The sequence below is a fragment of the Psychromonas sp. CNPT3 genome, from assembly GCF_000153405.2.
Lineage (GTDB): Bacteria > Pseudomonadota > Gammaproteobacteria > Enterobacterales > Psychromonadaceae > Psychromonas.
This window is the reverse complement of record NC_020802.1, coordinates 2,473,829-2,498,681: the sequence shown is the minus strand read 5'-3', so window position 1 is coordinate 2,498,681 and position 24,853 is coordinate 2,473,829. Positions and strand designations below refer to the sequence as shown.

The window sequence follows — 24,853 nt, the reverse complement described above, 5'->3', positions numbered from 1 at the left end:
TGTTAATGATTATATCTCGACGTAAATATGTAAGCATTTGATTAAAATGGAAAACATTATTTAGTCGAGATAAAATTAAAACGAGATCAGTTAAACCAACCGATAAAAAGTAATTTGATATAATCAATAAAACGACTGAAGATACCACCTTCATCGATACTTTCTAACGCGATGAGATCATAAGATGCAATGTTTTTATCATCGAGGGAGTAATTCACTTGACCCACGACTTGACCTTTAGTGATGGGAGCGCGCAGCTCTTTATCAATAACAAAGTCTGCATTTAAGTTTTTGCTCTGACCTCGAGGTAAGACCAAAGTAGTATCAACATTCACACCTAAGTTTATTGTTTCTTGCGTGCCCATCCAAATACGCTCATTGGCTAGTTTGTCACCTGCATGATAAGGCGTTAATGTTTCAAAGAACCTAAATCCCCAGTTTAATATTTTTTTGCTTTCAACATTACGGGCCGTTGAAGAGCGAGTTCCCATAACCACACTGATCAAACGCATATCACCTTTCACCGCAGAGGAAACTAAGCTGTAACCTGCAGCGTCTGTATGTCCTGTTTTGAGTCCATCTACATTTAGGCTTTTATCCCATAATAAGCCATTACGATTGTATTGCTCAATACCATTGTATTTGAATGATTTTTTGCTATAAAGCTTATATTCTTCAGGGAGGTCGCGAATTAATGCTTTTGCAAGCGTCGCCATATCTTGCGCTGTTGTGTAATGATCCTTCGCATTTAATCCATGACTATTCATAAAGTGCGTATTATTCATGCCAAGTTGAATTGCCCATGAATTCATTAAATCGACAAAAGCGCCTTCACTGCCTGCAATGTACTCTGCCATTGCAACACATGCATCATTACCCGATTGAATAATAATGCCGTGGTTTAAATCATCAACACTGACTTCTTTACCCACTTCAATGAACATTTTAGAGGATTCAGGGAAGTTTTTAGACCATGCTTTTTCAGAAATAAGCACTTTATCGTCACGGTGTATATTACCCACTTTAAGCTCATTACCAATGATGTAACTGGTCATCATTTTAGTTAGGCTCGCAGGGGCTAATATTTTTTGACTGTTGTTCTCGGCAAGTACTTTACCTGAATCAAAGTCCACTAAAAGATAAGCTTTAGCCGCAATAACGGGGGCATTGGGGATCACACGTGGCGTTGCTAGCGCATTAACACTAAATGCGAGACCAACAAAGAGTAAACCGAGTCGTTTCATGGAGGAGCCTTTGAGTTATAGAGATATAAAAAGTGCGCTCACTATAGCAGGATGCATGGCAGTTTACTAAGGACCCCTGTGTATTTCTTGATGATTTATGTGTAAAAACCATAGGTACTTATGTTCAAAATAGGACATGTTTGCACTAAGGTGGTGCGTTATTGTTAATTTGTTTATAGAACAACAGTTAAGTCTTTGTTTTTGCTTGCCTTTAAAGTTGGCACGGACATTGATATATGATGTTTACTTATAAAAAAAGGAACGAGCAATGAAAATGTTAGTGGTGATCATTAAACCCTTTAAATTAGACGATGTACGAGAGGCAATCATGGATGCAGGCATTGCAGGGATGACAGTCTCGGAAGTGCGTGGCTTTGGGCGTCAAAAAGGGCATACAGAATTATATAGAGGCGCTGAATATCAAGTTGATTTTTTACCAAAGATAAAATTAGAAATCGCAGTGAAAGATGAAGATGTTGATTTATTGATTGAGGCTATATTAGGGGCCGCTAATACGGGAAAAGTGGGGGATGGGAAAATATTTATTCAAAATTTAGAAAAAGTAGTGCGCATTCGTACGGGCGAATTAAACGATGAAGCATTATAAGTACGAATAAGGAATTTAAACATGGAAAATACGTTAACAGAATTAAAATTTGCACTTGATACCTTTTATATTTTGATCTCTGGCGTGCTGGTTATGTGGATGGCTGCAGGCTTCGCAATGCTCGAAGCGGGATTAGTGCGATCTAAAAACACAACTGAGATCTTGACTAAAAACTTGGTCTTATATGCATTGGCTTGCATTATGTTTTTATTAGTCGGTTATAACATTATGTATATCGGTAATAGTAACGGTGGTTATTTTCCCGCATTTGGGGCGCTCATTGGCGAGCAAAAATTGCATGCAAACTATGCGTTATCTGCTGATTTTTTCTTTCAAGTGGTGTTTGTTGCAACGGCGATGTCAATTGTCTCTGGCGCTGTTGCTGAGCGTATGAAATTATGGGCTTTTTTAGCCTTCGCTGTCTTGATGACTGGCTTTATTTATCCGTTCCAAGGATATTGGACATGGGGTGGCGGTTTTTTATCTGCAGCCGGATTTATTGATTTTGCGGGTGCGGGTGTGGTGCATCTTGCAGGTGCCTCCGCTGCGCTTTCAGGGGTAATATTGTTGGGCGCAAGGCAAGGTAAATATGGAAAAAGAGGCGAAGTGCATCCTATTCCCGGCTCTAATATGCCTTTGGCAACATTAGGTACCTTTATTTTGTGGATGGGCTGGTTTGGTTTTAATGGTGGCTCTCAGCTGTATATCTCGGATATGGAAAACGCCTCTGCGGTCAGCCGTATTTTTGTCAATACGAATACAGCGGCCGCCGCCGGCGCAATTAGCGCCCTACTTATTAATAAATGGAAATGGGGGAAAGCGGATTTAACGATGATTTTAAATGGCGCCTTAGCGGGTCTTGTTGCAATAACGGCCGACCCCTTGTCACCCTCGCCATTGATGGCAACACTGGTAGGCGCATGTGCGGGTGTATTGGTGATCTACAGTATTTTACTTTTTGACAAATTAAAACTAGATGATCCTGTTGGTGCATTATCCGTACATGGTGTTTGTGGTGTTTTTGCGTTATTGGTAGTGCCATTGAGTAATGATAAGGCCTCTTTTTTAACACAAATTTATGGCATTGTGAGTATTTTTGGCTTTGTATTTTTAGCTTCGTTACTCATTTGGTGGTTACTTAAACGGATCATGGGAATTCGCGTGAGTGCAGCCCAAGAAGATGCTGGAATGGATTTGCATGATTGTGGGCTAGAAGCTTATCCAGAATTTACCGATTAATAAGCCATAAAGTTGCTAGGTTATACCAAAGGAATTAATTAAGTTTTCATGTATTACGCAGGAAAAATTAACACTAGCACGGCGTGAGTTGTAGAAGATAGTTGTTCTCACTTCAAAACTCACAACGTAGGATGGGATAATTTCAACAAGCAAGATGGATCACATTTTTAGATCCTTTGGTATTAGTACATGCTTGGTAACGTTATATGCAGAGCATCAAAATGTGAAATCAGTAAATCAAATTTTGACGCTCGCTCGAAGATCGATCCTGCCGGCAACACAATAAAAAAGGGATAGCCATTAACAATGGTTATCCCTTAAGTTTTTATCCGTGCCAGTGTTTGATAACGTAGCGCAAGTAATATGGATCTCTGTTAATAATGGTAAGTTACGCTGAGTGAGCCATATTGATTATTTGACTCTTGGCCTTCAAAGTCTTTATTGGCATGCTGCACAGAAAAAATCATTCCCCATTTTTTGTAGCTTATCGCGACCCCGAGACTCAAAAGCAAGCGTTGGGGAATAATATCAACATAATGACTGTCTGCAAAAGTGTTGCCATTAAGGGTAATATCATTAAAAAGATAGCTAGCATAAAGGGAAGTAAAGGCTTGCCACTGCCAAGGTGCTCCATCAGTTTTAAAACTATTTTGCATGGCACTACTCGTCGGGTTTATGGATGCATAATTATCGTCGAGAGAGGTACCTAAACGAAGCGTTATGCCAGTGCCGATATCACTGCGTAAATTACCGATACCCACTTCACTATAAAGACTGCTGTCAAAGCTAATGTTCGGTGTGAGTTTATACGTATAAAAGCGTTCAACATGCTCTGCGGTAAGTCGAAAAACGGGTTCATTTTTAATTTGATGATCCCAACCTCGTGGCTTAGAAGCTCCGATCCATTGATGCATTAAGTCCTGCGTTTGCTGAGCTAAAGAGGCCGGACCGACAACGCCTAAGCTTAATGCAAGTGAATCGACACGGTTATTTGCATAACTACGTAGTTTAGCCTGCCATAATAAAGTGCCTGCATAGGGACGATCATTTTCGATCAAATCAGGTTGAGAGATATCTTGAGGTGTATACATGGATTGCGATAAAGCATACGCAAGTGAATAATCTTTTTCGGCGCCTTTATCAAGGTAGGTCCATGCGCTGATAAAGCGGATCCAGTCTGGCATGTCAATGCTTTTAAAGTCGTTTACGGGAGCTTTAGCCCAAGCAAATAGCAGGCCGTTAGTATAGCCATCATCGCTGGCATGCAATCTGCTCATTACGTCGTTGTCAAAGGTAACTTGATACCAAGTTAGTGTGTCTTCTTTTTCATTTGCCAAAATATTGGCACTATAAGAGACTGTACTGTACAAATAGGTAATAAATAGAAGAAGAATACGTTTTTTCATTTTATTTTAGATCCTGAGTGCTGTCATGTAATTTGTAAAATCAAAGCAAGTGTTGATGTTTTTTATGCTAGGATCTGCTTAATTTGTTTTTGTGTATATACTTTGGGTTTTAACTATAAAGGAATGGTGAATAATGTTATTGAAATATAAATTAATCGGATTGTCTACTTTATTTTTATTAAGTGCTTGTGCGAGTGACCCTGCACAAGAGACTTCTGTCGGCGATATCCCGAGTTGGATATTAAACCCGCAAGTTGAAGAGGGGATTGCAGTTGCTGAATGTGTCTTGTTTTCGGGTAACATGTCAATTGATAAGCAACAAGTATTAGCAATTGCACGCACATCTTTAGCACAGCGTATCGAAACGCGTGTGAGTGCGATGGATAAAATCTATCGTGAAAAAATAGAAGTTAAAACAGGTGTTCAATCAGGATCTACTTTCTCAAGCGTCTCTAAATTGATAACAGAGCAAGTTTTAGTGGGCACAACGCCCCTTAAAATGGATATTACTAAAATAGCCGGTAAAGATAATTTATGTGTTTTAATGGCGATGGGTCAAGAATCGACTAAAGCACTTTTTGAAAGCTTAGTCACCAAAGCGGATAGACCAATGTCTGCAGATCAAGAAGATGTATTATATCAGGAATTTAAAGCGCAACGCGCCAATGATGAACTGAACCTTGAATTAGAAAAGTTACATAAGTAAGCGTTAAAAAGAGCATAAAGTGAAGTCAGTACTATATGCTCTTTTTTTGTCTATTTTAGCGCAGAGTTTAACTTGGTATAAAAGTTGCTTGTATCTGTCTATGTGTCAAAAAATAGGTAAATACAATGAATATTAATAATTCGGCTTTATTAAACAATTTACAGCTAACGGGTTTACAAAACCGTGGTGTTGATAGTGAACTTTCAATGCCAAGCATGAAATCTAATGCACCTGATTTTTCACAAATGCTTAAACAAGCTATTGATAATGTGAATGGTTTACAACAAAATACATCTTCGTTACGTAATAGTTTTGAGATGGGTGATCCAGATGTTAGTTTGGCGCAAGTCATGATCGCGTCAAATAAATCTGGACTTGCCTTTGATGCGACAGTGCAAATTCGTAATAAAATGGTTGAAGCATATAAAGAAGTGATGAGTATGCCTGTCTAATTCTTATGGCAGGAATGATGAATTAAAAGGAAAGTAAGTGGCAGAATCTGAAAATGCTCCTGAGCTGTTGATTGAAAATAATAATTTTGATGGTGAAGACTCAATGTCTGAACCAACAAAAGGGGCGCTAGCTACCTTTTTTTCTAATGTGGATGTTTTACGTCAAATAAGTATGATCATTGGGCTTTTGATTGTACTTGCTATCGTTGTTATTATTTGGTCGTGGGGAAAACAGCCTGATTATCGTCCGTTGGGAAATTATCAAACAGATGAATTGATCAGTACCTTGGACTTTCTTGATAAAGAAAAAATAACGTATCAGTTAGAAGGTAATTCCGTACTGGTCGAAGCTGAGCAGTATCAAAAAATAAAATTATTGATGACGCGTGCAGGTCTTACCCAAGACACTAATGATAGTGGTGACGATATCTTATTACAAGATATGGGCTTCGGTGTGAGTCAGCGCGTCGAGAGAGAACGTTTAAAACTCAGCCGTGAGAGGCAAATATCGGTTGCTATCATGTCGATGAAAAACATCACAAAAGCACAAGTGTTACTCGCTATTCCCAAGCAAAGTGTGTTTGCCCGCAAAGAGCGAAAAGCCAGTGCGACGGTGGTGATCACCACCTCAAAATCTTATACTCTATCGGCACAAGAGATAGACTCTATTGTTGATATTGTGGCCTCATCTGTCCAAGGTTTATCGCCAAATAGTGTAACGGTGAGCGACCAACGTGGACGTTTATTGCATTCAGGTAGTCAAGATGGTTTATCGTCACGAAGTAGCGCCGAATTTGCATTAGAGCGTGGCCGTGAGAATGAATATAAATCCAAAATTGATGCCATATTAATTCCTATTTTAGGGCTATCAAATTATACCTCTGAAGTCGATTTGGCGATGGATTTTACCATCAAAGAAGAAACCCAAAAAATATTTAATCCCAGTAAAAAATCAGTGCGCAGTGAAATGCTGGTCGAAACAAAATCAACGAATTCAATTTTAGGCAATATCCCGGGTGCATTAAGTAACCAGCCTCCGGCTGCCTCATCTATTCCTGAAGAGTTGCGTAAAGATGGCGATAAAAAGAAATCCGTGATTGGTAATAGTCATAATGAAGAAACGCGCAATTATGAAATGGATACGACGGTCGTACATATTAAACATAAAGTAGGCACCATAGATCGTCTCGCAGTTTCAGTTGCCCTTGATTATGTTCCGACAACCAATGAAGCAGGAGAGGTCACTTATGCGCCTCGAACCGATGCAGAAGTTGAAAAATTGCGCCGTTTATTAATGGGTGGACTAGGGTTAGATATAGAGCGTGGCGATATTTTGGAAATGGCATCCGTGCGTTTTAATCGCCTCGATTTAGATGCCGTGCCGGAAGAAGAATTTTGGAAAACGGAAGCTTTCCAAGGTTATATTCGCTTTGGTGGTAGTATGTTGGTGATATTACTCACCTTGCTACTCATTGTTAGACCTATCATGAAAAAACTGCTTTATCCTGAAACATTAGAAGATGAAGATGATTATGATTTAGGGGGCGCGATTGGTGATCTGGGTAATGATAATTTACAATTATTAACCGCAGATGAAGATGTGAGCATGGAGTTTGATATCGGTGGTGGGCATATTAAATTACCGAACTTACATAAAGATGAAGATTTATTAAAAGCAGTGCGTGCGCTGGTGGCGAATGAGCCAGGGCTATCTGCACAAGTAATTAAAGAGTGGTTAACGTCTGATGAGTGATAACGAAGATAAAAAAAAAGAAGCGGGCAATGAGTTTGATGTGTCGACGTTACCGGGTGTGGTTAAATGTGCGCTATTAATGCTGAGCTTAACACCGGAAGATGCAGCGCAAATATTTCGTAATTTAGAGCCTAAACAGGTACAAAAGCTCGGTATGGAAATGGCTGCTTTAGATGATTCATCACAAGTGCGAGTGGCAAGTGTGCATCGCGCTTTTATTAATGATATTCAAAAATTCAGTAATATTGGCTTAGACAGTGAAGATTTTGTACGTGCTTCTTTGATCGAAGCATTGGGCGCTGATAAAGCCGGTAATTTAGTTGATCAAATTATTCTCGGTAGTGGTTCAAAAGGTCTGGATTCATTGAAATGGATGGATGCACGTCAAGTGGCTTCTATTATTCAAAATGAGCATCCACAGATCCAAACCATTGTATTATCGTACTTAGATCCCGACCAATCGGCAGAAATAATAACCCAGTTCCCTGAAAAAAACAGACTCGATTTGATGATGCGTATTGCAGATCTTGAAGAAGTTCAACCTGCAGCATTACAAGAATTAAATGAGATCATGGAGAAACAGTTTGCCGGACAAGCAGGTGCACAGGCTGCTAAAATGGGTGGCACTAAAGCTGCAGCTGATATCATGAACTATTTAGATACTGCGATTGAAGGGCCTCTGATGGACTCATTACGTGAAACGGATGAAGACATGAGCCAACAAATTCAAGATCTGATGTTTGTATTTGATAATCTTGTGGATCTCGATGATCGAGGCACACAAACGCTGTTACGTGAAGTACCGGCAGAGCAATTACAAATGGCACTAAAAGGCGCCGATGATCAGCTGAAAGAGAAAATATTGAAAAATATGTCTAAACGCGCGGCTGAAATGTTAGAAGATGATTTAGAAGCAATGGGCCCAGTGCGTATTAGTGAAGTTGAAGCAGCTCAAAAAGAGATCCTAACTATTGCGCGTCGATTATCAGATTCGGGTGATATTATGCTCGGTGGTGGTGGTGGTGATTAGTTCTTATAATAAAAAAAGGTAGGCGGACATGTCGGATAATAACGACGAATATTTACAATGGTCCTTACCGGATCTTAGTGATGATAAACTTGATAAAGATATCGACAACACAGAAACGTCTTTATTTGGAAAACCTGCGTCCTGGTATCAAGGCTCAAAAAACACACCAGAAGTTAAAGTAGAAGAGCCAAAGCCTCTTACTATTGATGATATCGAAGAAATTCGTCAATCTGCTTATGATGATGGTTTCAAAGAAGGCTTAGAAACCGGCACTGCGCAAGGTTTGCAAGAAGGTACCGAGCAAGGTCTCGTAAAAGGTTTAGAAGAAGGCACCGAGCAAGGTTTAGCGCTTGGCACCGAGCAAGGTTTAGCGCTCGGAAAAGAGCAGGTTGATGTGCAAATCCAGCAATGGGATTCGCTATTAACGCGTTTACATACACCTTTAGAATTACTCGATGAAAATGTCGAGTACCAATTAGTGACGTTAGCGCAGCATCTTGCAGAGCAAATCTGTCGAGTGGAGTTGAAAACCGATCCTAAAATCATATTGCAGGCGTTAAAACAAGCGGTAGAGGCTTTACCGCTGAGTGAACAAACCCTAAAAATATTATTGCATCCCGATGATTTACTCTTTGTGCAACAAGCATATTCTGTTGATGTTTGTAAGGAGCGCGGTTGGAATTTAAATGAAGATCCCACTTTATCCCGTGGTGATTGCCAAATACACACTAAGACCTCTAGTATTGATTATGCCTTTAATACACGAGTTGATCAGGTGTTAAAGCATTTTTTACAACAAAATCATGAACACATCCCCAAGAAAAATGATGATTCAAACCTTTTAAATAATACGCCTCTACCCGCTCAAGAAAATATTGATAGCGAGGCAGGAGAGCAAGGTGAGGTCGTCGATATTGCAGATGCGCCGAGCAATCCTTCCGTTGGTAATTTAAAGGATGAATAAATTAGGACAACGCTTAGCGCAATATAAAACAGGTGAGTCAGTCACCAAACCGACGGTGTCAGGTAAACTGATACGTGTGGTGGGTCTGACGCTTGAGGCGATTGGCTGTATTGCTGCTGTGGGTAGTTTATGCAAAGTCGAGAGCCAAGATGGATTTATTGACGCTGAAGTGGTGGGCTTTTCGGGCGAACGCTTATTTTTAATGCCCAGTGAGCGCTTAACTGGCGTGTTACCTGGCGCAAAAGTCATCCCACAAACACATCAACAAGGGATCCCTGTGGGCATGGAGTTATTAGGCAGAGTGCTCGATGGCATAGGTAAACCTATTGATGGCAAAGGGGATATCGTTACCGCTCAAACCAGTAATTATACACACGCCAGTATTAATCCCTTAAGCCGTAAAGCTATCACAGAGCCTCTTGATGTTGGTATCAAAGCCATTAATGCGTTACTCACGGTAGGGCAAGGGCAACGCATGGGGTTATTTGCAGGCTCTGGTGTGGGGAAAAGTGTGTTACTTGGCATGATGACGCGAGGCACTAATGCGGATGTTGTGGTGGTTGGGCTTATTGGCGAGCGTGGCCGAGAAGTTAAAGAATTTATTGAAGATATATTAGGGGAAGAGGGGCGAAAACGTGCGGTTGTGATAGCCGCTCCCGCTGATGCATCGCCGTTAATGCGCCTTAAAGGGTGTGAAACCTCATTAACTATCGCGGAGTATTTTCGAGATCAGGGTTTAAATGTTTTATTATTAATGGACTCCTTAACGCGTTTTGCACAAGCACAACGTGAAATTGCTTTAGCAATTGGTGAGCCTCCTGCGACGAAAGGCTATCCGCCTTCTGTTTTTGCAAAATTACCGGCATTAGTGGAACGCGCGGGTAATGGCAATGAAAATCAAGGCTCGATCAGTGCCTTTTTTACGGTTTTAACCGAAGGTGATGATTTACAAGATCCCATTGCTGATGCATCCCGTGCTATTTTAGATGGGCACATTGTGTTATCGCGTGAACTTGCCGATTCGGGGCATTTTCCTGCCATTGATGTTGGTAAATCAATCAGCCGTGTTATGCCAATGGTGACCTCTGAGGAACATCAAACCCTCGCCCGTGTTTTAAAGCAAGCGTATAACTTATATCAAGAAAATAAAGAGTTGATCACCATTGGTGCTTATGCAAAAGGGAGCGACCCGAGAATTGATAAAGCCATTATCATTCGTCCTAAATTGGATCATTTCTTGCAACAAGGAATGAAAGAGAGCATCAGTTATAACGATTGTTTGACGCAACTTGCTACCTTGACGCAAGAGTTTGTTAACAGTTAGAGACAAAAGAGATAAAACATGGCTAAAAACGCATTAAAGCTTGTTTACGAGCAAAAACAAAAGCAAGTTTCAAGCGCCTTGCAAGCATACCAACAAGCACAAACTATGTTGTTTACGCAGCGTCAGCAATTACAAAACCTACAACAATATCGGCGTCAGTATAGTGACCAATTAAGTGTAAAAGGGGCTGCTGGCTTGACCGTGCCAGAATTAAGAAAATACCAGCAATTTATTGTGCAGATTGATCAAGGTCTATCGACACAGCAACAAGGGTTGGTTAAGTTCGAATATGATGTACATACCCAGAAGAAATTATGGTTAGACAGCCAAATAAGCTGTAAAGCCATTGCGATGTTATTGAAAAAAAAAGCATTAAAAGAAGAGCAAATAGCCAATAAAATAGAGCAAAAATTATTGGATGAATTTTCGATATTTCAATACTTTCAAAAAAGATCTAAAACGTAATTTTTTGGTCTAAAAATTGCTTGTTATCATATAAAGTTTAAAATGATGCCTTAAAGGCAATTCTTACCGTCTATCTGTTATGGAAAAGAGACTTATTTATGATGCAATCCATATTAATGGCGCCCGGCAGTAATACCGATTTAAAAGCGGGTAAATTAGAAAGTGGCGCGGATTTAAAAAAAGAGGCGTCAACATCTGAAACAGGTAAATCATCCAACTTGTTTTCTGAGTTACTTGAATCTGCGCTTGGCAAAAACCAAGGAGATGCTTCTTTGTTAAAAGAGGCGAGTCTAAAAGAGGGTTCGCAACTCGAAGAGGCTAGCGACACTGAAACGTCTGAAGACGCAGAAGGCAGTGACGATCTAGCGTTATCGATTGAAGTGAGCTCTGATGTCGCATTAGAAGATGAGAGTCAGATTTCTTTAGAGGGTAATGAAGGCTCTGATGAACCGGCCGTCAATGAGCCAGTTACTAATGAGCTAGTTGCTAATGAGCTAGTTGTGCAAAGCGACGAACATGATGTTCGTGCAGATAGCGTAGATATTGATGATGCGCAGGATGCCTCCGATACACGTGAGAGCATGGATGGATCAGATACATTTGATACGCTCGATCCTTTATATGTAAATTCCCCTGTAGACAATCAAAATAAGACATCAGCATCGCAAGCGGATTTAAACTCGTCGGCAAACAACCCGTTAAATGTAGAAGCGCAAGGCTCAACGCTAAATACGGAGACAGCGCGCCTATTAGCTAAAATAGAAGCAGCTCAAAAAATGGATACAAAGGTGACTAATGTTGGCGAGGGCGATGAGGCGTCGACAGAAGACGTTGATGAAAAATCGTTTAAAGCACTTCTTTTAGATGCAGATAAAAATACCTTACCGAAAGACAAAGAATTACTCTCCGCTTTGGTAGAAAAATCCAGCAATAAAGAGGAACAAGACAAATCAATGGGGATGCTTAAAGCGCAAGCTGCGGTTGCAACCTTAGAAAATAAAGATAAGCCTGAACTTGTGAGTACATTTAAAGCAGAGACTCTACATGGTATGAGTCAACTCGATAATGATTCAAGTAAACATAGGCAGGTATCTTCACTCGATAAATTGGCAAATTTAGGCGTGACGAATGAAAAACAAAATGCATTAGAAAAACCCTTTGAATTACATGCCAAACAAGCATCAGAAATGTTGGGCAAGCGTATTTTGATGATGATAAGTCAAGGCAAACAAGAAGTATCTATTCGCTTAGATCCCGCTGAATTAGGATCAATGCATATAAAGCTTGTGATACAACAAGATCAATTACAATTACATATTCAAACACAGCATGGACAAAGCCGAGATTTGATTGAACAACATTTACCCCGATTACGTGAGCAACTGGCGCAACAAGGTATTAATCTAAATGCGAGTAATGTCGAGCAACATGCCCAACAACAAAGTCAACAACAAAATCAACAGCAGCAAAACGCCACAATGCATCAACAAGATAGTCAATTAAGTGCATCAATGGCAAATATATCCTTATCCGCGGACGAACAAATGTCGTTAATGGGGGCGAAAACAGTGGGTTCAGCTCAAGGAATTGATTTTTATGCGTAAAGCTCTCTATTATTGCTGGATCAATCAGTAAAATGACTTAAAATTAGCACCTAGAGTAAAAACAACATCAGAAGGAATAAAATAGTATGGCAGATGATAATAACGATATTTCAGTTGATGGCGAGTCACAAGGTGGCGGCAAAAAAAAATTAATCATCATGATTGTTGCATTATTGTTATTACTAGGTGGGGGAGGCGCGGGCGCGTATTTTTTCCTTTTTAGTGATAATGAAAGTGTCGAAACTGAAGCGATAACGGAAGAGGTTAGCACTGAAATAGATGAGACGTTACAAGCGATTTATGTGGCAATGCCTCGTCCCTTTGTATTTAATGTAATGGAAGGGAAACGCGACAGATTAGTGCAGATCAAAGTACAATTGATGGTGCGTGGTGATGAAAACCAAACACTTGCAAAAAAACATATCCCTCTTTTAGAAGGCACCTTAGTGCGTATTTTTGGTGCTGCAACCGTGGGGCAATTACGTAGTCCTGAAGGCAAAGAAGAGTTAAGAAAATTTGCATTAGAAGCACTGAATAAAGAAACCATGAAAGTGGAAGATAAAGGGCTGATCAATGCCGTTTTATTTACCGGTTTTGTTTTACAGTAAAAGGGATTTGTATGGCAGATTTATTATCTCAAGACGAAATTGACGCGCTATTACATGGTGTTGATGATGTTGATGATGAGATAGTTGGAGACGAGGGTCAAGATGGTGGTGCTGAAGATGATTCACATATTCATTTTGATTTTTCATCTCAAGATCGTATTGTTCGTGGGCGCATGCCTACACTTGAGTTGGTTAATGAGCGTTTTGCACGACATTTAAGGATCAGTTTATTTAACATGCTACGACATACGGCAGAAGTGTCGATAAATGGCGTGCAAATGCTAAAGTTTGGCGAATATGTACACACCCTTTTTGTGCCAACAAGTTTAAATATGGTACGTTTTCGCCCGCTTAAAGGAACTGCGTTAGTCACTATGGAAGCACGCTTAGTGTTTATTTTAGTGGAAAACTTTTTTGGTGGTGATGGTCGTTACCATGCGAAAATTGAAGGGCGAGAGTTTACGCCGACAGAGCGTCGTATTATTCAAATGCTATTGAAAATAATATTTGAAGATTATAAAGATGCTTGGGCACCGGTAATGACAGCTGATTTTGAGTATTTAGACTCAGAAGTAAACCCGGCGATGGCAAATATCGTCAGTCCAACTGAAGTTATTGTTGTTAATTCTTTTCACATTGAATTAGATGGTGGAGGTGGTGATTTCCATATTGCAATGCCGTATTCAATGTTAGAGCCAATTCGAGAACTGCTCGATGCGGGTGTACAAAGTGATAAAGAAGATACAGATCAACGTTGGAGCCAAGCGCTTGAAGATGAAATAATGGATGTTGATGTTTATCTAACGGCAAAGCTCTTAGAAAAACAGTTACCCTTACGTGATATGATAAATTGGAGTGTTGGTGATATTATTCCCGTTGAACTCCCTGAAGAATTACTTGTTTGTGTTGAAGGATTGCCCTCTTTTCATGCTAAATTAGGAAAATCCAATGACAATCTGGCTTTAAAGATAATAGATCGTATTAAACGCCCTGAAGTACAAAACACCCAATTAAAATTAAGTAATTTAAAGAAAGCGACAGAAGAAGAAGATGCAAATGCAAATGAATAGGAAAACACGATGAGTAGTGAACAAGATATGGCGGATGAATGGGCTGCTGCTCTAGATGAGTCTGGGGATACTGATAGCAGTACTGTCAATAATGTGGAACTAGATGACTTTCAAGAGTCGGGCTCTGATGGTGAAAGCACGGTTAGTATTGACAGTATTATGGATATTCCAGTTACTATTTCTATGGAAGTGGGCCGTAGTAGAATAAATATTCGTAATCTATTGCAGTTAAATCAAGGGTCTGTGGTGGAATTAGAGCGCGTCGCTGGAGAACCCTTAGATGTGTTAGTGAATGGGACTTTAATCGCACACGGGGAAGTGGTTGTTGTAAATGATAAATTTGGTATACGTTTAACAGACGTTATCAGTCAAAATGAACGTATTAGAAAGTTAAAATGATGCGTTTATTGATCCTACTTTGTAGTTTTTATCCCATGACAGGTTGGGCACTTGATGTGAAAAGTGCCCGTCCAGAACTCGCGCTGAGTACTTTATTTGCCTCATTGCTACTGGTAGTTGCTTGTATTTTTTTATTTGCATATTTAATAAAAAAAACCAACCTGTTAAAAAGCCAAACAGGAAAACACGCACTTAAAATAGTCGCGACACAAGCGTTAAACCGTAAAGGTCAGGTGCAAATTATTGACGTGAATGGGCAACAATATTTGTTAGGGGTGACGGAGCAACAGATTACGTTACTGGATAAACTAGATACGCCTCTGCTGATAAAGGAGCCCTTGGAAAATAATGTGAGCTCTCCTTTTTCTATTTTATTATCTAAAATAAGCAAGAAAAACAATGAAAAATAAGCTGATCTTTTTTATCCCCTCTCTTTTATTGTTGATGTCCCCCTCCTTGTCAGCACAAACGGGCGCGCTAACGGCGTTAACCGTGACAACCAACAGTTTAGGTAATCAAGAATATAGTGTGACATTGCAAGTGCTGGCTTTTATGACCGCACTCAGTTTTTTACCTGCAATGCTAGTATTAATGACCTCTTTTACGCGTATTGTGGTGGTGATGTCCATTCTGCGTCAAGCGTTAGGTTTACAGCAAACACCCTCGAATCAAGTGATCAATGGTATCGCCTTATTTTTGACTTTTTTTATTATGACCCCGGTTTTTGATAAAATTAACGAAGAAGCGTTACAGCCTTATTTAAATGAAGATATGAATATCGTACAAGCGATTGAGCAAGGTAAAAAACCATTAATGGCTTTTATGTTAGCGCAGACGCGTTTAAAAGATTTAGAAACTTTTTTAGAAATAGCGAATGTGCAGGTGGATACACCCGAAGAGGTGCCTTTTACCGTGCTTATTCCCGCGTTTGTGACCAGTGAATTGAAAACTGCATTTCAAATCGGTTTTATGATATTTATTCCTTTTTTAATTATCGATTTAGTGGTGGCAAGTATCTTGATGGCAATGGGGATGATGATGTTATCCCCGATGATCGTCTCTCTGCCTTTTAAATTAATGTTATTTGTACTCGTGGATGGTTGGAATTTGATCATGGGAAGTTTAGCAAATAGCTTTGGCTTATTGTAGGAGAAAAGATGGAACCCGAAGTCTTTGTAAATATTTTTAGACAAGCATTGTGGACCGTTTTATTGTTAGTGTCTGCCGCTATCATCCCCAGTTTATTGGTCGGCTTAGTCGTGGCCGTTTTTCAAGCAGCCACGTCAATTAATGAACAAACCCTTAGCTTTTTACCGCGTTTAATGATGACGTTGACGGCGCTTGCTTTTGGGGCGCACTGGGGGTTTGGGAAGTTGATGGAGTTCTTTATCTCTATGATTGATCAGATCCCACAAGTCGTGGGCTGATGAACTTTCCAGCTGAGTATTTATTAGAATTGTTGGCGACCTATCTTTGGTCCTTCTGCCGTATTGCAGCCATGTTGATGGTGATGGTAGCTGTCGGCTCTCGCACAACGCCTGTACGAATTCGTCTTTTTTACGCACTTGCCATTACGATTGCTGTTTTACCTGTTTTACCGATTGTACAAACGAACATTGAGCTGTTTTCATTAGGCAGTGCTTTTATTATCTTACAGCAGTTATTAATTGGCATTGCCATAGGGACTATTTCTGTTTTTGTAGTGCAAACCTTTGTGGTAGCAGGGCAAATCATCGCGATGCAAACGAGTTTAGGTTTTGCTTCGATGGCAGATCCTATGAATGGTCAATCATCCCCCGTAGTTGGCCAATTTTATGTGTTATTAGTGACATTATTGTTTTTTGGCGTTGATGGGCACTTATTAATGATAGAGTTTATTATTCGTAGTTTTGATACGTTACCTGTTTCAATGCATGGCTTGTTAGCCACCGATTATAAAAAATTGGCAGGCTGGTTTTCCGTGATGTTTAGTGCTGCACTTGCATTTTCGTTGGCTTCGATGGTCGCAATGTTACTGGTAAATTTGTCGTTTGGTATTATGACTAAAGCGGCTCCGCAGTTAAATATCTTTAGTTTAGGTTTCTCTATTAGCATGGTTTTTGGCCTTTTTGTATTATGGGTTACACTTGTTAATGTGCCGGCTCATTTTGAAAATCAGTGGCTCAGAGGCATTGATTCTATGTGCGAAATGCTTAATGGCGTTTGCACGACGAAGCCCTAGGAGAAAAGTATGGCTGAGAATGAGAATGGAACAGAACGTTCGGAAGAGGCCACCCCCGAGCGAATACGAAAGTCCAAAGAAAAAGGACAAGTTGCGCGCTCTAAAGAACTCGCAACCGCCTCTGTTTTAATTTCAGCAGCCATTGCCATGATGACCTTTGGTGGGCGCCTTGCCTATGAATTATCTATTATGATGAAACGTTCGTTTACTTTTGAGCGTAGTGTGCTCTTCTCTCCTGAGTATATCTGGCTACATCTATCAACCAGTTTTTATGGTCTTGCTTGGCCAATGTTCATCATTTTATTTATGTTATTTGTGATCTCAATATTAGGTAGTTCATTATTGGGTGGCATGTTGTTTAGCACTAAAGCTTTGATGCCAAAATGGAATCGTTTAAGCCCGAAAGCGGGACTTAAACGAATGCTCGGCATGCAGGCTTGGGTTGAACTTTTAAAATCAATTTTAAAAGTGCTGGTTGTGGTTGGCGCAGCTTGGTGGATCTTAGGCGCTACTTTTGAACATATATTACATTTGTCGGTTTCCTCATTACCAGGAAGTGTTTACGAAGCTTTAGATATGTTGTTGTGGATGTTTTTGATGTTATGTTGCTCATTACTGATAATTGTCGCGATAGATGTGCCTTATCAGATATATAAGCACAAAGAAGAACTGAAAATGACCAAGCAAGAAATAAAAGATGAATATCGAAATTCAGAAGGTAAGCCCGAAGTTAAGCAACGTATTCGTCAATTACAATATGAGGCCTCACAACGTAAAATGATGGAAGATGTGCCTGACGCAGATGTCATTGTTACCAATCCAACCCATTATTCGGTTGCTTTAAAATATGAGCAAAATGGTGAAAGAGCCCCTTATGTTGTCGCTAAAGGGGTAGATTTTATGGCACTAAAAATACGCGAAGTGGCACGTGATAATGAGATACCCGTGATGGAGTCCCCTCCACTTTGTCGTGCGATTTATCATACGACTGAAATTAATGAAGAAGTGCCTGAAGAGCTATTCATCGCTATCGCTCAAATATTGGCTTATATTTATCAATTAGAGCAATTTAGAGCCGGGCGCTCATCACGACCTAAATCATTACCGGATGATCTTAATATCCCGAAAGGTTTTCATTATAAGGATTGATTTTTAAATAAAACATTCTACGCTGTACTTTATGATGTTAACTAAGCGTTTATTCAAATATATAGAAAATATATACTAATATATCGTAAGTTTTTCATTACATGGCACTTTACTTGCTGCATAATGCGCAGTAATCACAATATATTATAGGTTATTCATATCAAGACAGTACTCACCTCTCTTTGGGCTAAAAAAATAAAGGTTATTTCAGGGCTGGGTACGCCTGTGATGGTTTTGGCCGCATTAGGTATGATTATTCTACCAATGCCGACGTTTCTGTTGGATATCTTATTTACCTTTAATATTGCTTTGGCATTAGTGGTTTTATTAGTCTCTATTTATACTAAACGCCCATTGGATTTTGCTGCGTTTCCTACCGTACTTTTGATCGCAACGTTATTACGCCTAGCCCTTAATGTTGCATCGACTCGAATTGTGTTATTAGAAGGTCATCAAGGAGGGGATGCCGCGGGCCATGTTATCGAGGCTTTTGGCTCTGTGGTTATTGGTGGTAACCTTGCGGTCGGTTTAATTGTTTTCCTTATTTTAATGATCATTAACTTTGTGGTGGTGACCAAAGGTGCTGGGCGTATTTCTGAAGTAAGTGCACGCTTTACGCTTGATGCGATGCCAGGTAAACAAATGGCCATTGATGCGGACTTAAATGCGGGACTCATTGATCAAGAGCAGGCGCGACTGCGCCGAGAAGAAGTGACCATGGAAGCTGATTTTTATGGTTCAATGGACGGTGCCAGTAAATTTGTAAAGGGTGATGCCATCGCCGGTATAATGATCTTGTTTATCAATATCATAGGTGGCTTCATTATCGGTATGGTGGAATATGATTTACCGCTTGCAGAAGCGGCTGAAATTTATACGCTGTTAACGATTGGTGACGGCCTCGTCGCGCAAATCCCCTCTCTATTATTGTCTATTGCAGCTGCTATTACGGTTACCCGTGAAAATACGTCTGCGGATATGGGCGAGCGGATGCTGGGGCAGATGTTTGATGATCCCAAAGCGTTGATCATTACATCGGGTATCTTACTGGTAATGGGCATTGTTCCGGGGATGCCTCATTTAGCGTTCTTAAGTTTAGGTGCACTGTCGGCTGCGGGTGCCTATTGGCAAGTAACGAAAGTAAAAGCAAAACAATCGAAAGAAGTAACCGAAGCTGAAAAATCGAAAAAAGGAAGCGCGCCCAAAGAGTCGAAAGAGCTCGGTTGGGATGATGTGCGCAGTGTTGATACCATTGGTCTTGAAGTTGGATATCGATTGATACCTTTAGTGGATAAAAGCCAAGGTGGAGAATTATTAGACAGGATAAAAGGGGTACGTAAAAAACTATCTCAAGAAATGGGTTTTTTGATCCCACCTGTACATATTAGAGATAACTTAGATCTTGCCCCTAATAATTATACAATATCTTTAATGGGGGTTGCCTGCGGGCAAGCTGATATCTATCATGATAAAGAAATGGCGATCAATCCAGGGCAAGTTTTTGGCCCAATTGATGGCGTGGTTGGTATTGATCCCGCCTTTGGGTTAGAAGCTGTATGGATAGACGTACAGCAACGAGAACAAGCTCAAGCATTAGGTTATACTGTGGTAGATACCGCCACAGTGGTAGCGACACATTTAAGTCAAATATTAAGTAATAATGCAGCGCAATTATTAGGTCACGAAGAAGCGCAAAGTTTATTGGATTTACTCGCTAAGAAATACCCAAAATTAGTCGAGGGGTTAGTCCCTGAAATATTATCGTTAAGTACCATTGTAAAAGTATTACAAAGTTTACTTAATGAAAATGTAGCGTTACGTGATATGCGCACTATCGTGCAAACATTGGTGGATTATGGACCTCGTAGTCAAGACGCCGAAGTTTTGACGGCCGCCTGTCGTATTGCACTAAAACGTATGATAGTACAAGAAATTATAGGTAACGAATCAGAATTACCTGTTATTACCCTATCTACAGAGTTGGAACAAATATTGCATCAGTCCATGCAGGCGGGTGGCAGTGATGGTGCGGGTATTGAACCTGGATTGGCAGAGCGCATTCAAAACTCTTTAGTTGAAGCCTCGCAGCAGCAAGAATTAATAGGTCAAGCAGCCGTATTATTGACCTCTGGCGTACTACGTGGCACCTTGTCGAAATTTGTTAAACATACAATTCCGACATTGCATGTACTTTCATATCAGGAAATTCCTGATGATAAGCAAATTAAAATAATTAGCTCAATTGGACAGTAAGTGATTGTATAGATGAAAATTAAACGATTTTTTGCAAAAGATATGCGCACCGCTATGAGCGAAGTCAAAGACGTCTTAGGGCCTGATGCGGTTATTATGTCAAATAAGAAGGTAGTGGGTGGTATCGAGATTGTGGCGGCCGTTGATTATCAAGCGCAACAAGAAAAGATGCAGGAGAGCAAGAGCGAAGATCCTTTTGCATCACTTAAAGATGATCATGTGCAACTGTCATCACAATCAAAAAGTATGCCTAGTAAACCGCCTAAACGGCGTAATGGCGCGAAAGACAGTGGTGAAGATTTTGCGAAATCTTTAAACTCTTTCTTTGGGAAGGTTAATGCGCAGCAAAAACAAAATAACCGTCTGAAAAAAGCAGAAAATAGCCAGGGGCAAGCGCCCTTTAATTTTCAGCAAGCATCTTCTGAAAATGCATCTTCAGCGCCTAAAACATTAGCTGAGCAGCAACGCTGGCAAACACCGAAAAGTAGTGTGAATAATACACAATCAATGCGCAAAGAAGCCTCTGCAAGCCGAATGTCAGAAAACAAAGAGATGGCGAAAATGAGCGCTGAGATGGCTTCATTAAGACAGCTTCTAGAGCATCAAGTATCAGGACTGATGTGGCAGGAGATGGAACGTAAAGAGCCTATCCGCGCTATGCTTATAAAATGGCTTAGTAAAGCGGGATTTTCAGATGACATTGCCGACCAATTAGCAAGTTATGTACCTGAAGATGCATCTGCGACAGAAGCGCACCAATATATGCGCACTTTGTTGCAAGATAAAATATATGTGGGTAATAATGAAATTTTATCGCAAGGCGGGGCTATCGCACTGCTTGGGCCAACGGGTGTGGGAAAAACCACCACCATCGCTAAGCTAGCAGCTCAATTTGCGATGAAATATGGCGCAGATCAAGTGGCGTTAATAACCACCGATACCTATCGGATCGGTGCGCATGAACAATTAGCAACTTACGGTAAAATAATGGGTTGTAGTGTCCGCGTCGCTAAAGATGCGGATGAATTATCAACAATATTATACCAATTTAGAGAAAAACGTTTGGTATTGATAGATACAGCAGGAATGGGGCAACGAGATATTCGTTTATCGGAGCAACTTGATACATTAATGCGTAATAATAGTGTTAATATTAAAAGCTATCTTGTGATATCTTCGACCTCACAACGACGCATTGTCGAAGAGGCCCTAGAGCATTTTAAAAGAATTCCGTTATCTGGTTGTATTTTAACCAAAATAGATGAAAGTATTGGCCTGGGTGAGGTGTTAAGTGTGATGATGCAGCATGCATTACCTATCGCTTATATGACAACGGGGCAACGCGTACCAGAAGATATTGAAATAGCAAATGTAGAGCGTTTAATCGCAAGTACTTTAGAGATGATGAAGCATCTCTTTGAAGATCAGCATCAGTGGTTTAGTAGCTTTGATGAATAGATAATTAATGATGATAATGAGTAGATTATGATTGCAGACCAAGCAAGTGGTTTAAGACGAATGAAACAAGGCCAAATTAAAGTCATTGCTGTCACCGGAGGAAAAGGCGGTGTAGGAAAAACAAATGTGACATTGAATATGGCGGTTTCCCTTGCTCAACGAGGTAAACGAGTGTTGGTGCTTGATGCCGATTTAGGTTTGGCAAATGTGGATGTTTTGTTGGGGATCCGCGTTACTAAGAATTTATCGCATGTTTTATCCGGAGAATGTACGCTTGATGAAGTGATCGTGACTGGCCCAAGTGGGGTGATGATAATTCCTGCAACCTCAGGATCACAATCTATGGTTGAGCTGAGTGATGTTGAGCATGCTGGCTTAATTCAAGCATTTAGCTCACTGCAGACGCCGATAGATATGCTATTAATTGATACCGCCGCCGGTATTTCTAATATGGTGGTGAGTTTTGCACAAGCTGCACAAGATGTGTTGATGGTTGTGTGTGATGAACCAACGTCCATCACAGATGCTTATGCACTGATCAAAATATTGAGTAAACAAAATGGCGTTTATCGCTTTAAAATCGTAGCCAATATGGTGCGCAGTTTACGTGAAGGACAAGATCTGTTTACTAAGTTAACGCGTGTAACGGATCGTTTCTTAGATGCATCCTTAGAGTTGGTCGCATGCATTCCGTTTGATGGGAATGTTCGTCAAGCGGTGCGCAAACAAAAAGTGGTTGTTGAAGCTTATCCTAAAACACCGGCTTCACTTGCATTTAAAGCATTAGCAAATCGGTCTTGTGATTGGCCTATCCCGCATCAGCCCGGTGGTCATTTAGAATTTTTCATCGAAAAATTATTACTAAATAATACAGACGAGCAACAATAAGTGAGCAGAGTGCAAGGTTATTACACGGATACAGCGGAGCTTATAGAAAAGCACACTGGATTAGTGCAAAAAATAGCCTATCATTTGATGGCGAGACTGCCAGCGAGTGTATTAGTTGATGATTTGTTGCAGTCTGGCATGATTGGTTTACTTGAAGCTGCACGTAATTTTGATGGCTCAAAAGGGGCCAGTTTTGAAACTTTTTCAGGGATCCGTATCCGAGGCGCAATGCTCGATGAAATGCGTCGAGGCGATTGGGTGCCTCGTTCTGTGCATAAAAACAGTCGCGAGATTAGTAATGCGATTAGTGCAGTGGAGAAGCGTAATGCTGGAGATGCGAAAGAAAGTGAAATAGCGTCACAGCTCGGCGTAACGTTAGCAAAATATCAACAAATGCTACGTGATGTTAATTGTGCGAAATTAGTTAACTACGAAGATTTAGGTGGTGCAGAAGCGACCTTTAGTAGTAGCGTTAATTCGGAGGTTGATCCAACCTTTAATTGTGTCAGTGAGAGTGAATATTCTGAACAATTATTGTTAATGATCAAACAATTGCCAGAGCGTGAAGCATTAGTATTATCATTGTATTATGATGAAGAACTAAATTTAAAAGAAATTGGCTTAGTGCTTGAACTCGGTGAGTCAAGGGTTAGCCAAATTCTCAGTCAGGCGTTACACCGCTTAAAAGCAAAAGCGCAGACTGTGTAGATTATAAGCAATATTTCAGCTAGGATAAGAGCTCGATCACAGTTGAGTTAAGAAGCTGAAATATCTGCGTTTATAATGGTGTGTTTTTATGATATGTATTTATATTTACTTTACGAGTGCAGAGTAGATAGTGGCAGTTTTTTTACTTAGGGGAATGTTTTGAACCGAAATATGAAAGTACTGATTGTTGATGATTTTTCAACAATGAGAAGAATAATTAAAAACTTATTAAGAGATCTAGGGTTCACGAATACCTTTGAAGCAGATGATGGCCATACGGCTCTACCGATGCTTAAAGATGGGGATTTTGAATTTGTAGTGACGGATTGGAACATGCCTATTATGCAAGGCATTGACCTTTTGAAAGAGATCCGCAAAGATCCTAAATTAAAACACCTTCCTGTTTTAATGGTAACAGCAGAAGCTAAGCGTGAACAGATCATAGAAGCTGCTCAAGCAGGCGTAAATGGTTATATTGTAAAACCTTTTACAGCGGGAACATTAAAAGAAAAACTCGATAAAGTTTTCCAACGATTAGGTTAAATACATGGCAAAGGAATTGATGCCACATCTTACTTTAGAGCAAGCTAGACAGTTAGTGCGTTATTTAGAAAATGAAGATGTTGCAAGTGCAAATGGAATTGTAGAATCGGCTAATGTGATACATGCTGAAACGGATGTTGTTTTTGATAAAGTTGGTGAGTTAACGCGTGAGTTACACGACGCTTTACAGGATTTTAGAAATGATACCCGTTTGATGGATCTGGCTGGAAAAGAGCTTCCGGAAGCAGAAAACCGTTTAAATTATGTGATTAAGATGACCGGCGAAGCTGCGAATACAACCATGGATGCTGTCGATGTTTGTCTTCCTATTGCGGACAAATTAGTCTCTGATTTAGAGAGTATATCTCCGAATTGGCAAGCATTAATGACGCGTCAGTTGGCACTTGGTGATTTTAAAAAATTATGTCATCAAGTCGAAGATTTACTGAAAGATTCAGAACAAGGTGCACTTAGTTTACGTGCTTCTTTGATGGATATTTTAATGGCTCAAGGTTTTCAGGATTTAACGGGACAAATTATTAGTCGCGTGATCTCGTTAGTACAAGAGATAGAGATAAAATTAGTACAGATATTAACGGTATGCTCTGCACCTGAAAATATCGTTGTTAAAGAAGAAACAGATCAGGCTGATATTAGTGCGGAAGGTCCAATTATTGATGCAAGTACCCGAGATGATGTGGTTAATGGGCAAGATGACGTTGATGATTTACTTTCTAGTTTAGGATTTTAAGGAAACAGAAA

At 40.1% G+C, this 24,853-nt stretch carries 26 protein-coding genes; 24 read left to right on the top strand and 2 right to left on the bottom strand.

Features of this window, described 5'->3' with window-relative positions; genetic code table 11:
* Nucleotides 1–86: 86 nt before the first annotated feature.
* On the bottom strand, nucleotides 87–1,244 hold the full coding sequence (locus PCNPT3_RS10995) for a serine hydrolase (protein ID WP_015465943.1): 1,158 nt from the start codon (nucleotides 1,242–1,244) through the stop codon (nucleotides 87–89).
* A 268-nt stretch (nucleotides 1,245–1,512) separates the two neighbouring features.
* Between PCNPT3_RS10995 and PCNPT3_RS10990 the strand changes: the two genes are divergently transcribed.
* Complete coding sequence (locus PCNPT3_RS10990) at nucleotides 1,513–1,851, top strand: P-II family nitrogen regulator (RefSeq protein WP_015465942.1); 339 nt, start codon at nucleotides 1,513–1,515, stop codon at nucleotides 1,849–1,851.
* Nucleotides 1,852–1,872: 21 nt separating this feature from the next.
* Nucleotides 1,873–3,090 carry an ammonium transporter gene (locus PCNPT3_RS10985; protein ID WP_015465941.1) on the top strand — a complete coding sequence of 406 codons (1,218 nt, stop codon included), beginning with the start codon at nucleotides 1,873–1,875 and terminating at the stop codon, nucleotides 3,088–3,090.
* A gap of 374 nt (nucleotides 3,091–3,464) precedes the next feature.
* Here PCNPT3_RS10985 and PCNPT3_RS10980 read toward each other — a convergent pair whose 3' ends face one another.
* The gene (locus PCNPT3_RS10980) at nucleotides 3,465–4,496 is read right to left on the bottom strand and encodes a lipid A deacylase LpxR family protein (protein ID WP_015465940.1); all 1,032 of its coding nucleotides are present in this window, start codon (nucleotides 4,494–4,496) and stop codon (nucleotides 3,465–3,467) included.
* A 133-nt stretch (nucleotides 4,497–4,629) separates the two neighbouring features.
* Between PCNPT3_RS10980 and PCNPT3_RS10975 the strand changes: the two genes are divergently transcribed.
* The 22 genes from PCNPT3_RS10975 (at nucleotide 4,630) to PCNPT3_RS10870 (ending at nucleotide 24,842) form a co-directional block, all read left to right on the top strand.
* Nucleotides 4,630–5,202: a hypothetical protein gene (locus PCNPT3_RS10975; RefSeq protein ID WP_015465939.1), complete on the top strand. Its 573-nt coding sequence runs from the start codon at nucleotides 4,630–4,632 to the stop codon at nucleotides 5,200–5,202.
* Between the two features lie 125 nt (nucleotides 5,203–5,327).
* Nucleotides 5,328–5,654: a flagellar hook-basal body complex protein FliE gene (gene fliE / locus PCNPT3_RS10970; RefSeq protein WP_015465938.1), complete on the top strand. Its 327-nt coding sequence runs from the start codon at nucleotides 5,328–5,330 to the stop codon at nucleotides 5,652–5,654.
* A 37-nt stretch (nucleotides 5,655–5,691) separates the two neighbouring features.
* Nucleotides 5,692–7,407: a flagellar basal-body MS-ring/collar protein FliF gene (gene fliF, locus PCNPT3_RS10965; protein ID WP_015465937.1), complete on the top strand. Its 1,716-nt coding sequence runs from the start codon at nucleotides 5,692–5,694 to the stop codon at nucleotides 7,405–7,407.
* Complete coding sequence (fliG, locus tag PCNPT3_RS10960; RefSeq protein WP_015465936.1) at nucleotides 7,400–8,437, top strand: flagellar motor switch protein FliG; 1,038 nt, start codon at nucleotides 7,400–7,402, stop codon at nucleotides 8,435–8,437. The genes fliF and fliG overlap by 8 nt, the downstream gene beginning before the upstream one ends.
* Before the next feature lie 28 nt (nucleotides 8,438–8,465).
* A complete protein-coding gene (fliH, locus tag PCNPT3_RS10955; protein ID WP_015465935.1) occupies nucleotides 8,466–9,401 on the top strand; it encodes a flagellar assembly protein FliH in 936 nt (311 codons plus the stop codon).
* Nucleotides 9,394–10,725: a flagellar protein export ATPase FliI gene (gene fliI, locus PCNPT3_RS10950; RefSeq protein ID WP_015465934.1), complete on the top strand. Its 1,332-nt coding sequence runs from the start codon at nucleotides 9,394–9,396 to the stop codon at nucleotides 10,723–10,725. Before fliH ends, fliI begins: the two co-directional genes overlap by 8 nt.
* Nucleotides 10,726–10,743: 18 nt before the next feature.
* Nucleotides 10,744–11,190 (top strand): flagellar export protein FliJ, encoded by a 447-nt coding sequence (fliJ, locus tag PCNPT3_RS10945; RefSeq protein WP_015465933.1) that lies wholly within the window; start codon nucleotides 10,744–10,746, stop codon nucleotides 11,188–11,190.
* Between the two features lie 98 nt (nucleotides 11,191–11,288).
* Nucleotides 11,289–12,794 (top strand): flagellar hook-length control protein FliK, encoded by a 1,506-nt coding sequence (locus PCNPT3_RS13585; protein ID WP_015465932.1) that lies wholly within the window; start codon nucleotides 11,289–11,291, stop codon nucleotides 12,792–12,794.
* An 86-nt stretch (nucleotides 12,795–12,880) separates the two neighbouring features.
* A complete protein-coding gene (fliL, locus tag PCNPT3_RS10935; protein WP_015465931.1) occupies nucleotides 12,881–13,402 on the top strand; it encodes a flagellar basal body-associated protein FliL in 522 nt (173 codons plus the stop codon).
* An 11-nt stretch (nucleotides 13,403–13,413) separates the two neighbouring features.
* Entirely contained in the window at nucleotides 13,414–14,472 is a 1,059-nt protein-coding gene (gene fliM, locus PCNPT3_RS10930) for a flagellar motor switch protein FliM (RefSeq protein ID WP_015465930.1), read from the top strand.
* A 9-nt stretch (nucleotides 14,473–14,481) separates the two neighbouring features.
* On the top strand, nucleotides 14,482–14,871 hold the full coding sequence (gene fliN, locus PCNPT3_RS10925; protein WP_015465929.1) for a flagellar motor switch protein FliN: 390 nt from the start codon (nucleotides 14,482–14,484) through the stop codon (nucleotides 14,869–14,871).
* Nucleotides 14,868–15,281: a flagellar biosynthetic protein FliO gene (gene fliO / locus PCNPT3_RS10920; protein WP_015465928.1), complete on the top strand. Its 414-nt coding sequence runs from the start codon at nucleotides 14,868–14,870 to the stop codon at nucleotides 15,279–15,281. The genes fliN and fliO overlap by 4 nt, the downstream gene beginning before the upstream one ends.
* Complete coding sequence (fliP, locus tag PCNPT3_RS10915) at nucleotides 15,271–16,020, top strand: flagellar type III secretion system pore protein FliP (RefSeq protein WP_015465927.1); 750 nt, start codon at nucleotides 15,271–15,273, stop codon at nucleotides 16,018–16,020. Before fliO ends, fliP begins: the two co-directional genes overlap by 11 nt.
* A gap of 8 nt (nucleotides 16,021–16,028) precedes the next feature.
* The gene (gene fliQ, locus PCNPT3_RS10910) at nucleotides 16,029–16,298 is read left to right on the top strand and encodes a flagellar biosynthesis protein FliQ (RefSeq protein WP_015465926.1); all 270 of its coding nucleotides are present in this window, start codon (nucleotides 16,029–16,031) and stop codon (nucleotides 16,296–16,298) included.
* Nucleotides 16,298–17,092 (top strand): flagellar biosynthetic protein FliR, encoded by a 795-nt coding sequence (gene fliR, locus PCNPT3_RS10905; RefSeq protein WP_015465925.1) that lies wholly within the window; start codon nucleotides 16,298–16,300, stop codon nucleotides 17,090–17,092. The genes fliQ and fliR overlap by 1 nt, the downstream gene beginning before the upstream one ends.
* A 9-nt stretch (nucleotides 17,093–17,101) precedes the next feature.
* The gene (flhB, locus tag PCNPT3_RS10900; protein ID WP_015465924.1) at nucleotides 17,102–18,241 is read left to right on the top strand and encodes a flagellar biosynthesis protein FlhB; all 1,140 of its coding nucleotides are present in this window, start codon (nucleotides 17,102–17,104) and stop codon (nucleotides 18,239–18,241) included.
* Nucleotides 18,242–18,400: 159 nt separating this feature from the next.
* Nucleotides 18,401–20,494: a flagellar biosynthesis protein FlhA gene (flhA, locus tag PCNPT3_RS10895; protein WP_269571711.1), complete on the top strand. Its 2,094-nt coding sequence runs from the start codon at nucleotides 18,401–18,403 to the stop codon at nucleotides 20,492–20,494.
* Nucleotides 20,495–20,506: 12 nt separating this feature from the next.
* The gene (gene flhF / locus PCNPT3_RS10890; RefSeq protein ID WP_015465922.1) at nucleotides 20,507–21,952 is read left to right on the top strand and encodes a flagellar biosynthesis protein FlhF; all 1,446 of its coding nucleotides are present in this window, start codon (nucleotides 20,507–20,509) and stop codon (nucleotides 21,950–21,952) included.
* 27 nt (nucleotides 21,953–21,979) lie between these two features.
* Nucleotides 21,980–22,840, top strand: coding sequence for a MinD/ParA family protein (locus tag PCNPT3_RS10885; protein ID WP_015465921.1), 861 nt, complete (start codon nucleotides 21,980–21,982; stop codon nucleotides 22,838–22,840).
* Nucleotides 22,841–23,548: an RNA polymerase sigma factor FliA gene (locus tag PCNPT3_RS10880; protein WP_015465920.1), complete on the top strand. Its 708-nt coding sequence runs from the start codon at nucleotides 22,841–22,843 to the stop codon at nucleotides 23,546–23,548.
* Nucleotides 23,549–23,707: 159 nt separating this feature from the next.
* Complete coding sequence (gene cheY, locus PCNPT3_RS10875; RefSeq protein ID WP_015465919.1) at nucleotides 23,708–24,091, top strand: chemotaxis response regulator CheY; 384 nt, start codon at nucleotides 23,708–23,710, stop codon at nucleotides 24,089–24,091.
* Between the two features lie 4 nt (nucleotides 24,092–24,095).
* Nucleotides 24,096–24,842 carry a protein phosphatase CheZ gene (locus PCNPT3_RS10870; protein ID WP_015465918.1) on the top strand — a complete coding sequence of 249 codons (747 nt, stop codon included), beginning with the start codon at nucleotides 24,096–24,098 and terminating at the stop codon, nucleotides 24,840–24,842.
* Nucleotides 24,843–24,853: the final 11 nt, after the last annotated feature.

Excerpts from the sequence above, each read along its gene's own strand:
- PCNPT3_RS10995 (WP_015465943.1), bottom strand. The coding sequence starts at position 1,244 with ATGAAACGACTCGGTTTACTCTTTGTTGGTCTCGCATTTAGTGTTAAT.
- PCNPT3_RS10990 (WP_015465942.1), top strand. The coding sequence starts at position 1,513 with ATGAAAATGTTAGTGGTGATCATTAAACCCTTTAAATTAGACGATGTA.
- PCNPT3_RS10985 (WP_015465941.1), top strand. The coding sequence starts at position 1,873 with ATGGAAAATACGTTAACAGAATTAAAATTTGCACTTGATACCTTTTAT.
- PCNPT3_RS10980 (WP_015465940.1), bottom strand. The coding sequence starts at position 4,496 with ATGAAAAAACGTATTCTTCTTCTATTTATTACCTATTTGTACAGTACA.
- PCNPT3_RS10975 (WP_015465939.1), top strand. The coding sequence starts at position 4,630 with ATGTTATTGAAATATAAATTAATCGGATTGTCTACTTTATTTTTATTA.
- fliE (WP_015465938.1), top strand. The coding sequence starts at position 5,328 with ATGAATATTAATAATTCGGCTTTATTAAACAATTTACAGCTAACGGGT.
- fliG (WP_015465936.1), top strand. The coding sequence starts at position 7,400 with ATGAGTGATAACGAAGATAAAAAAAAAGAAGCGGGCAATGAGTTTGAT.
- fliH (WP_015465935.1), top strand. The coding sequence starts at position 8,466 with ATGTCGGATAATAACGACGAATATTTACAATGGTCCTTACCGGATCTT.
- fliI (WP_015465934.1), top strand. The coding sequence starts at position 9,394 with ATGAATAAATTAGGACAACGCTTAGCGCAATATAAAACAGGTGAGTCA.
- fliJ (WP_015465933.1), top strand. The coding sequence starts at position 10,744 with ATGGCTAAAAACGCATTAAAGCTTGTTTACGAGCAAAAACAAAAGCAA.
- PCNPT3_RS13585 (WP_015465932.1), top strand. The coding sequence starts at position 11,289 with ATGATGCAATCCATATTAATGGCGCCCGGCAGTAATACCGATTTAAAA.
- fliL (WP_015465931.1), top strand. The coding sequence starts at position 12,881 with ATGGCAGATGATAATAACGATATTTCAGTTGATGGCGAGTCACAAGGT.
- fliM (WP_015465930.1), top strand. The coding sequence starts at position 13,414 with ATGGCAGATTTATTATCTCAAGACGAAATTGACGCGCTATTACATGGT.
- fliN (WP_015465929.1), top strand. The coding sequence starts at position 14,482 with ATGAGTAGTGAACAAGATATGGCGGATGAATGGGCTGCTGCTCTAGAT.
- fliO (WP_015465928.1), top strand. The coding sequence starts at position 14,868 with ATGATGCGTTTATTGATCCTACTTTGTAGTTTTTATCCCATGACAGGT.
- fliP (WP_015465927.1), top strand. The coding sequence starts at position 15,271 with ATGAAAAATAAGCTGATCTTTTTTATCCCCTCTCTTTTATTGTTGATG.
- fliQ (WP_015465926.1), top strand. The coding sequence starts at position 16,029 with ATGGAACCCGAAGTCTTTGTAAATATTTTTAGACAAGCATTGTGGACC.
- fliR (WP_015465925.1), top strand. The coding sequence starts at position 16,298 with ATGAACTTTCCAGCTGAGTATTTATTAGAATTGTTGGCGACCTATCTT.
- flhB (WP_015465924.1), top strand. The coding sequence starts at position 17,102 with ATGGCTGAGAATGAGAATGGAACAGAACGTTCGGAAGAGGCCACCCCC.
- flhF (WP_015465922.1), top strand. The coding sequence starts at position 20,507 with ATGAAAATTAAACGATTTTTTGCAAAAGATATGCGCACCGCTATGAGC.
- PCNPT3_RS10885 (WP_015465921.1), top strand. The coding sequence starts at position 21,980 with ATGATTGCAGACCAAGCAAGTGGTTTAAGACGAATGAAACAAGGCCAA.
- PCNPT3_RS10870 (WP_015465918.1), top strand. The coding sequence starts at position 24,096 with ATGGCAAAGGAATTGATGCCACATCTTACTTTAGAGCAAGCTAGACAG.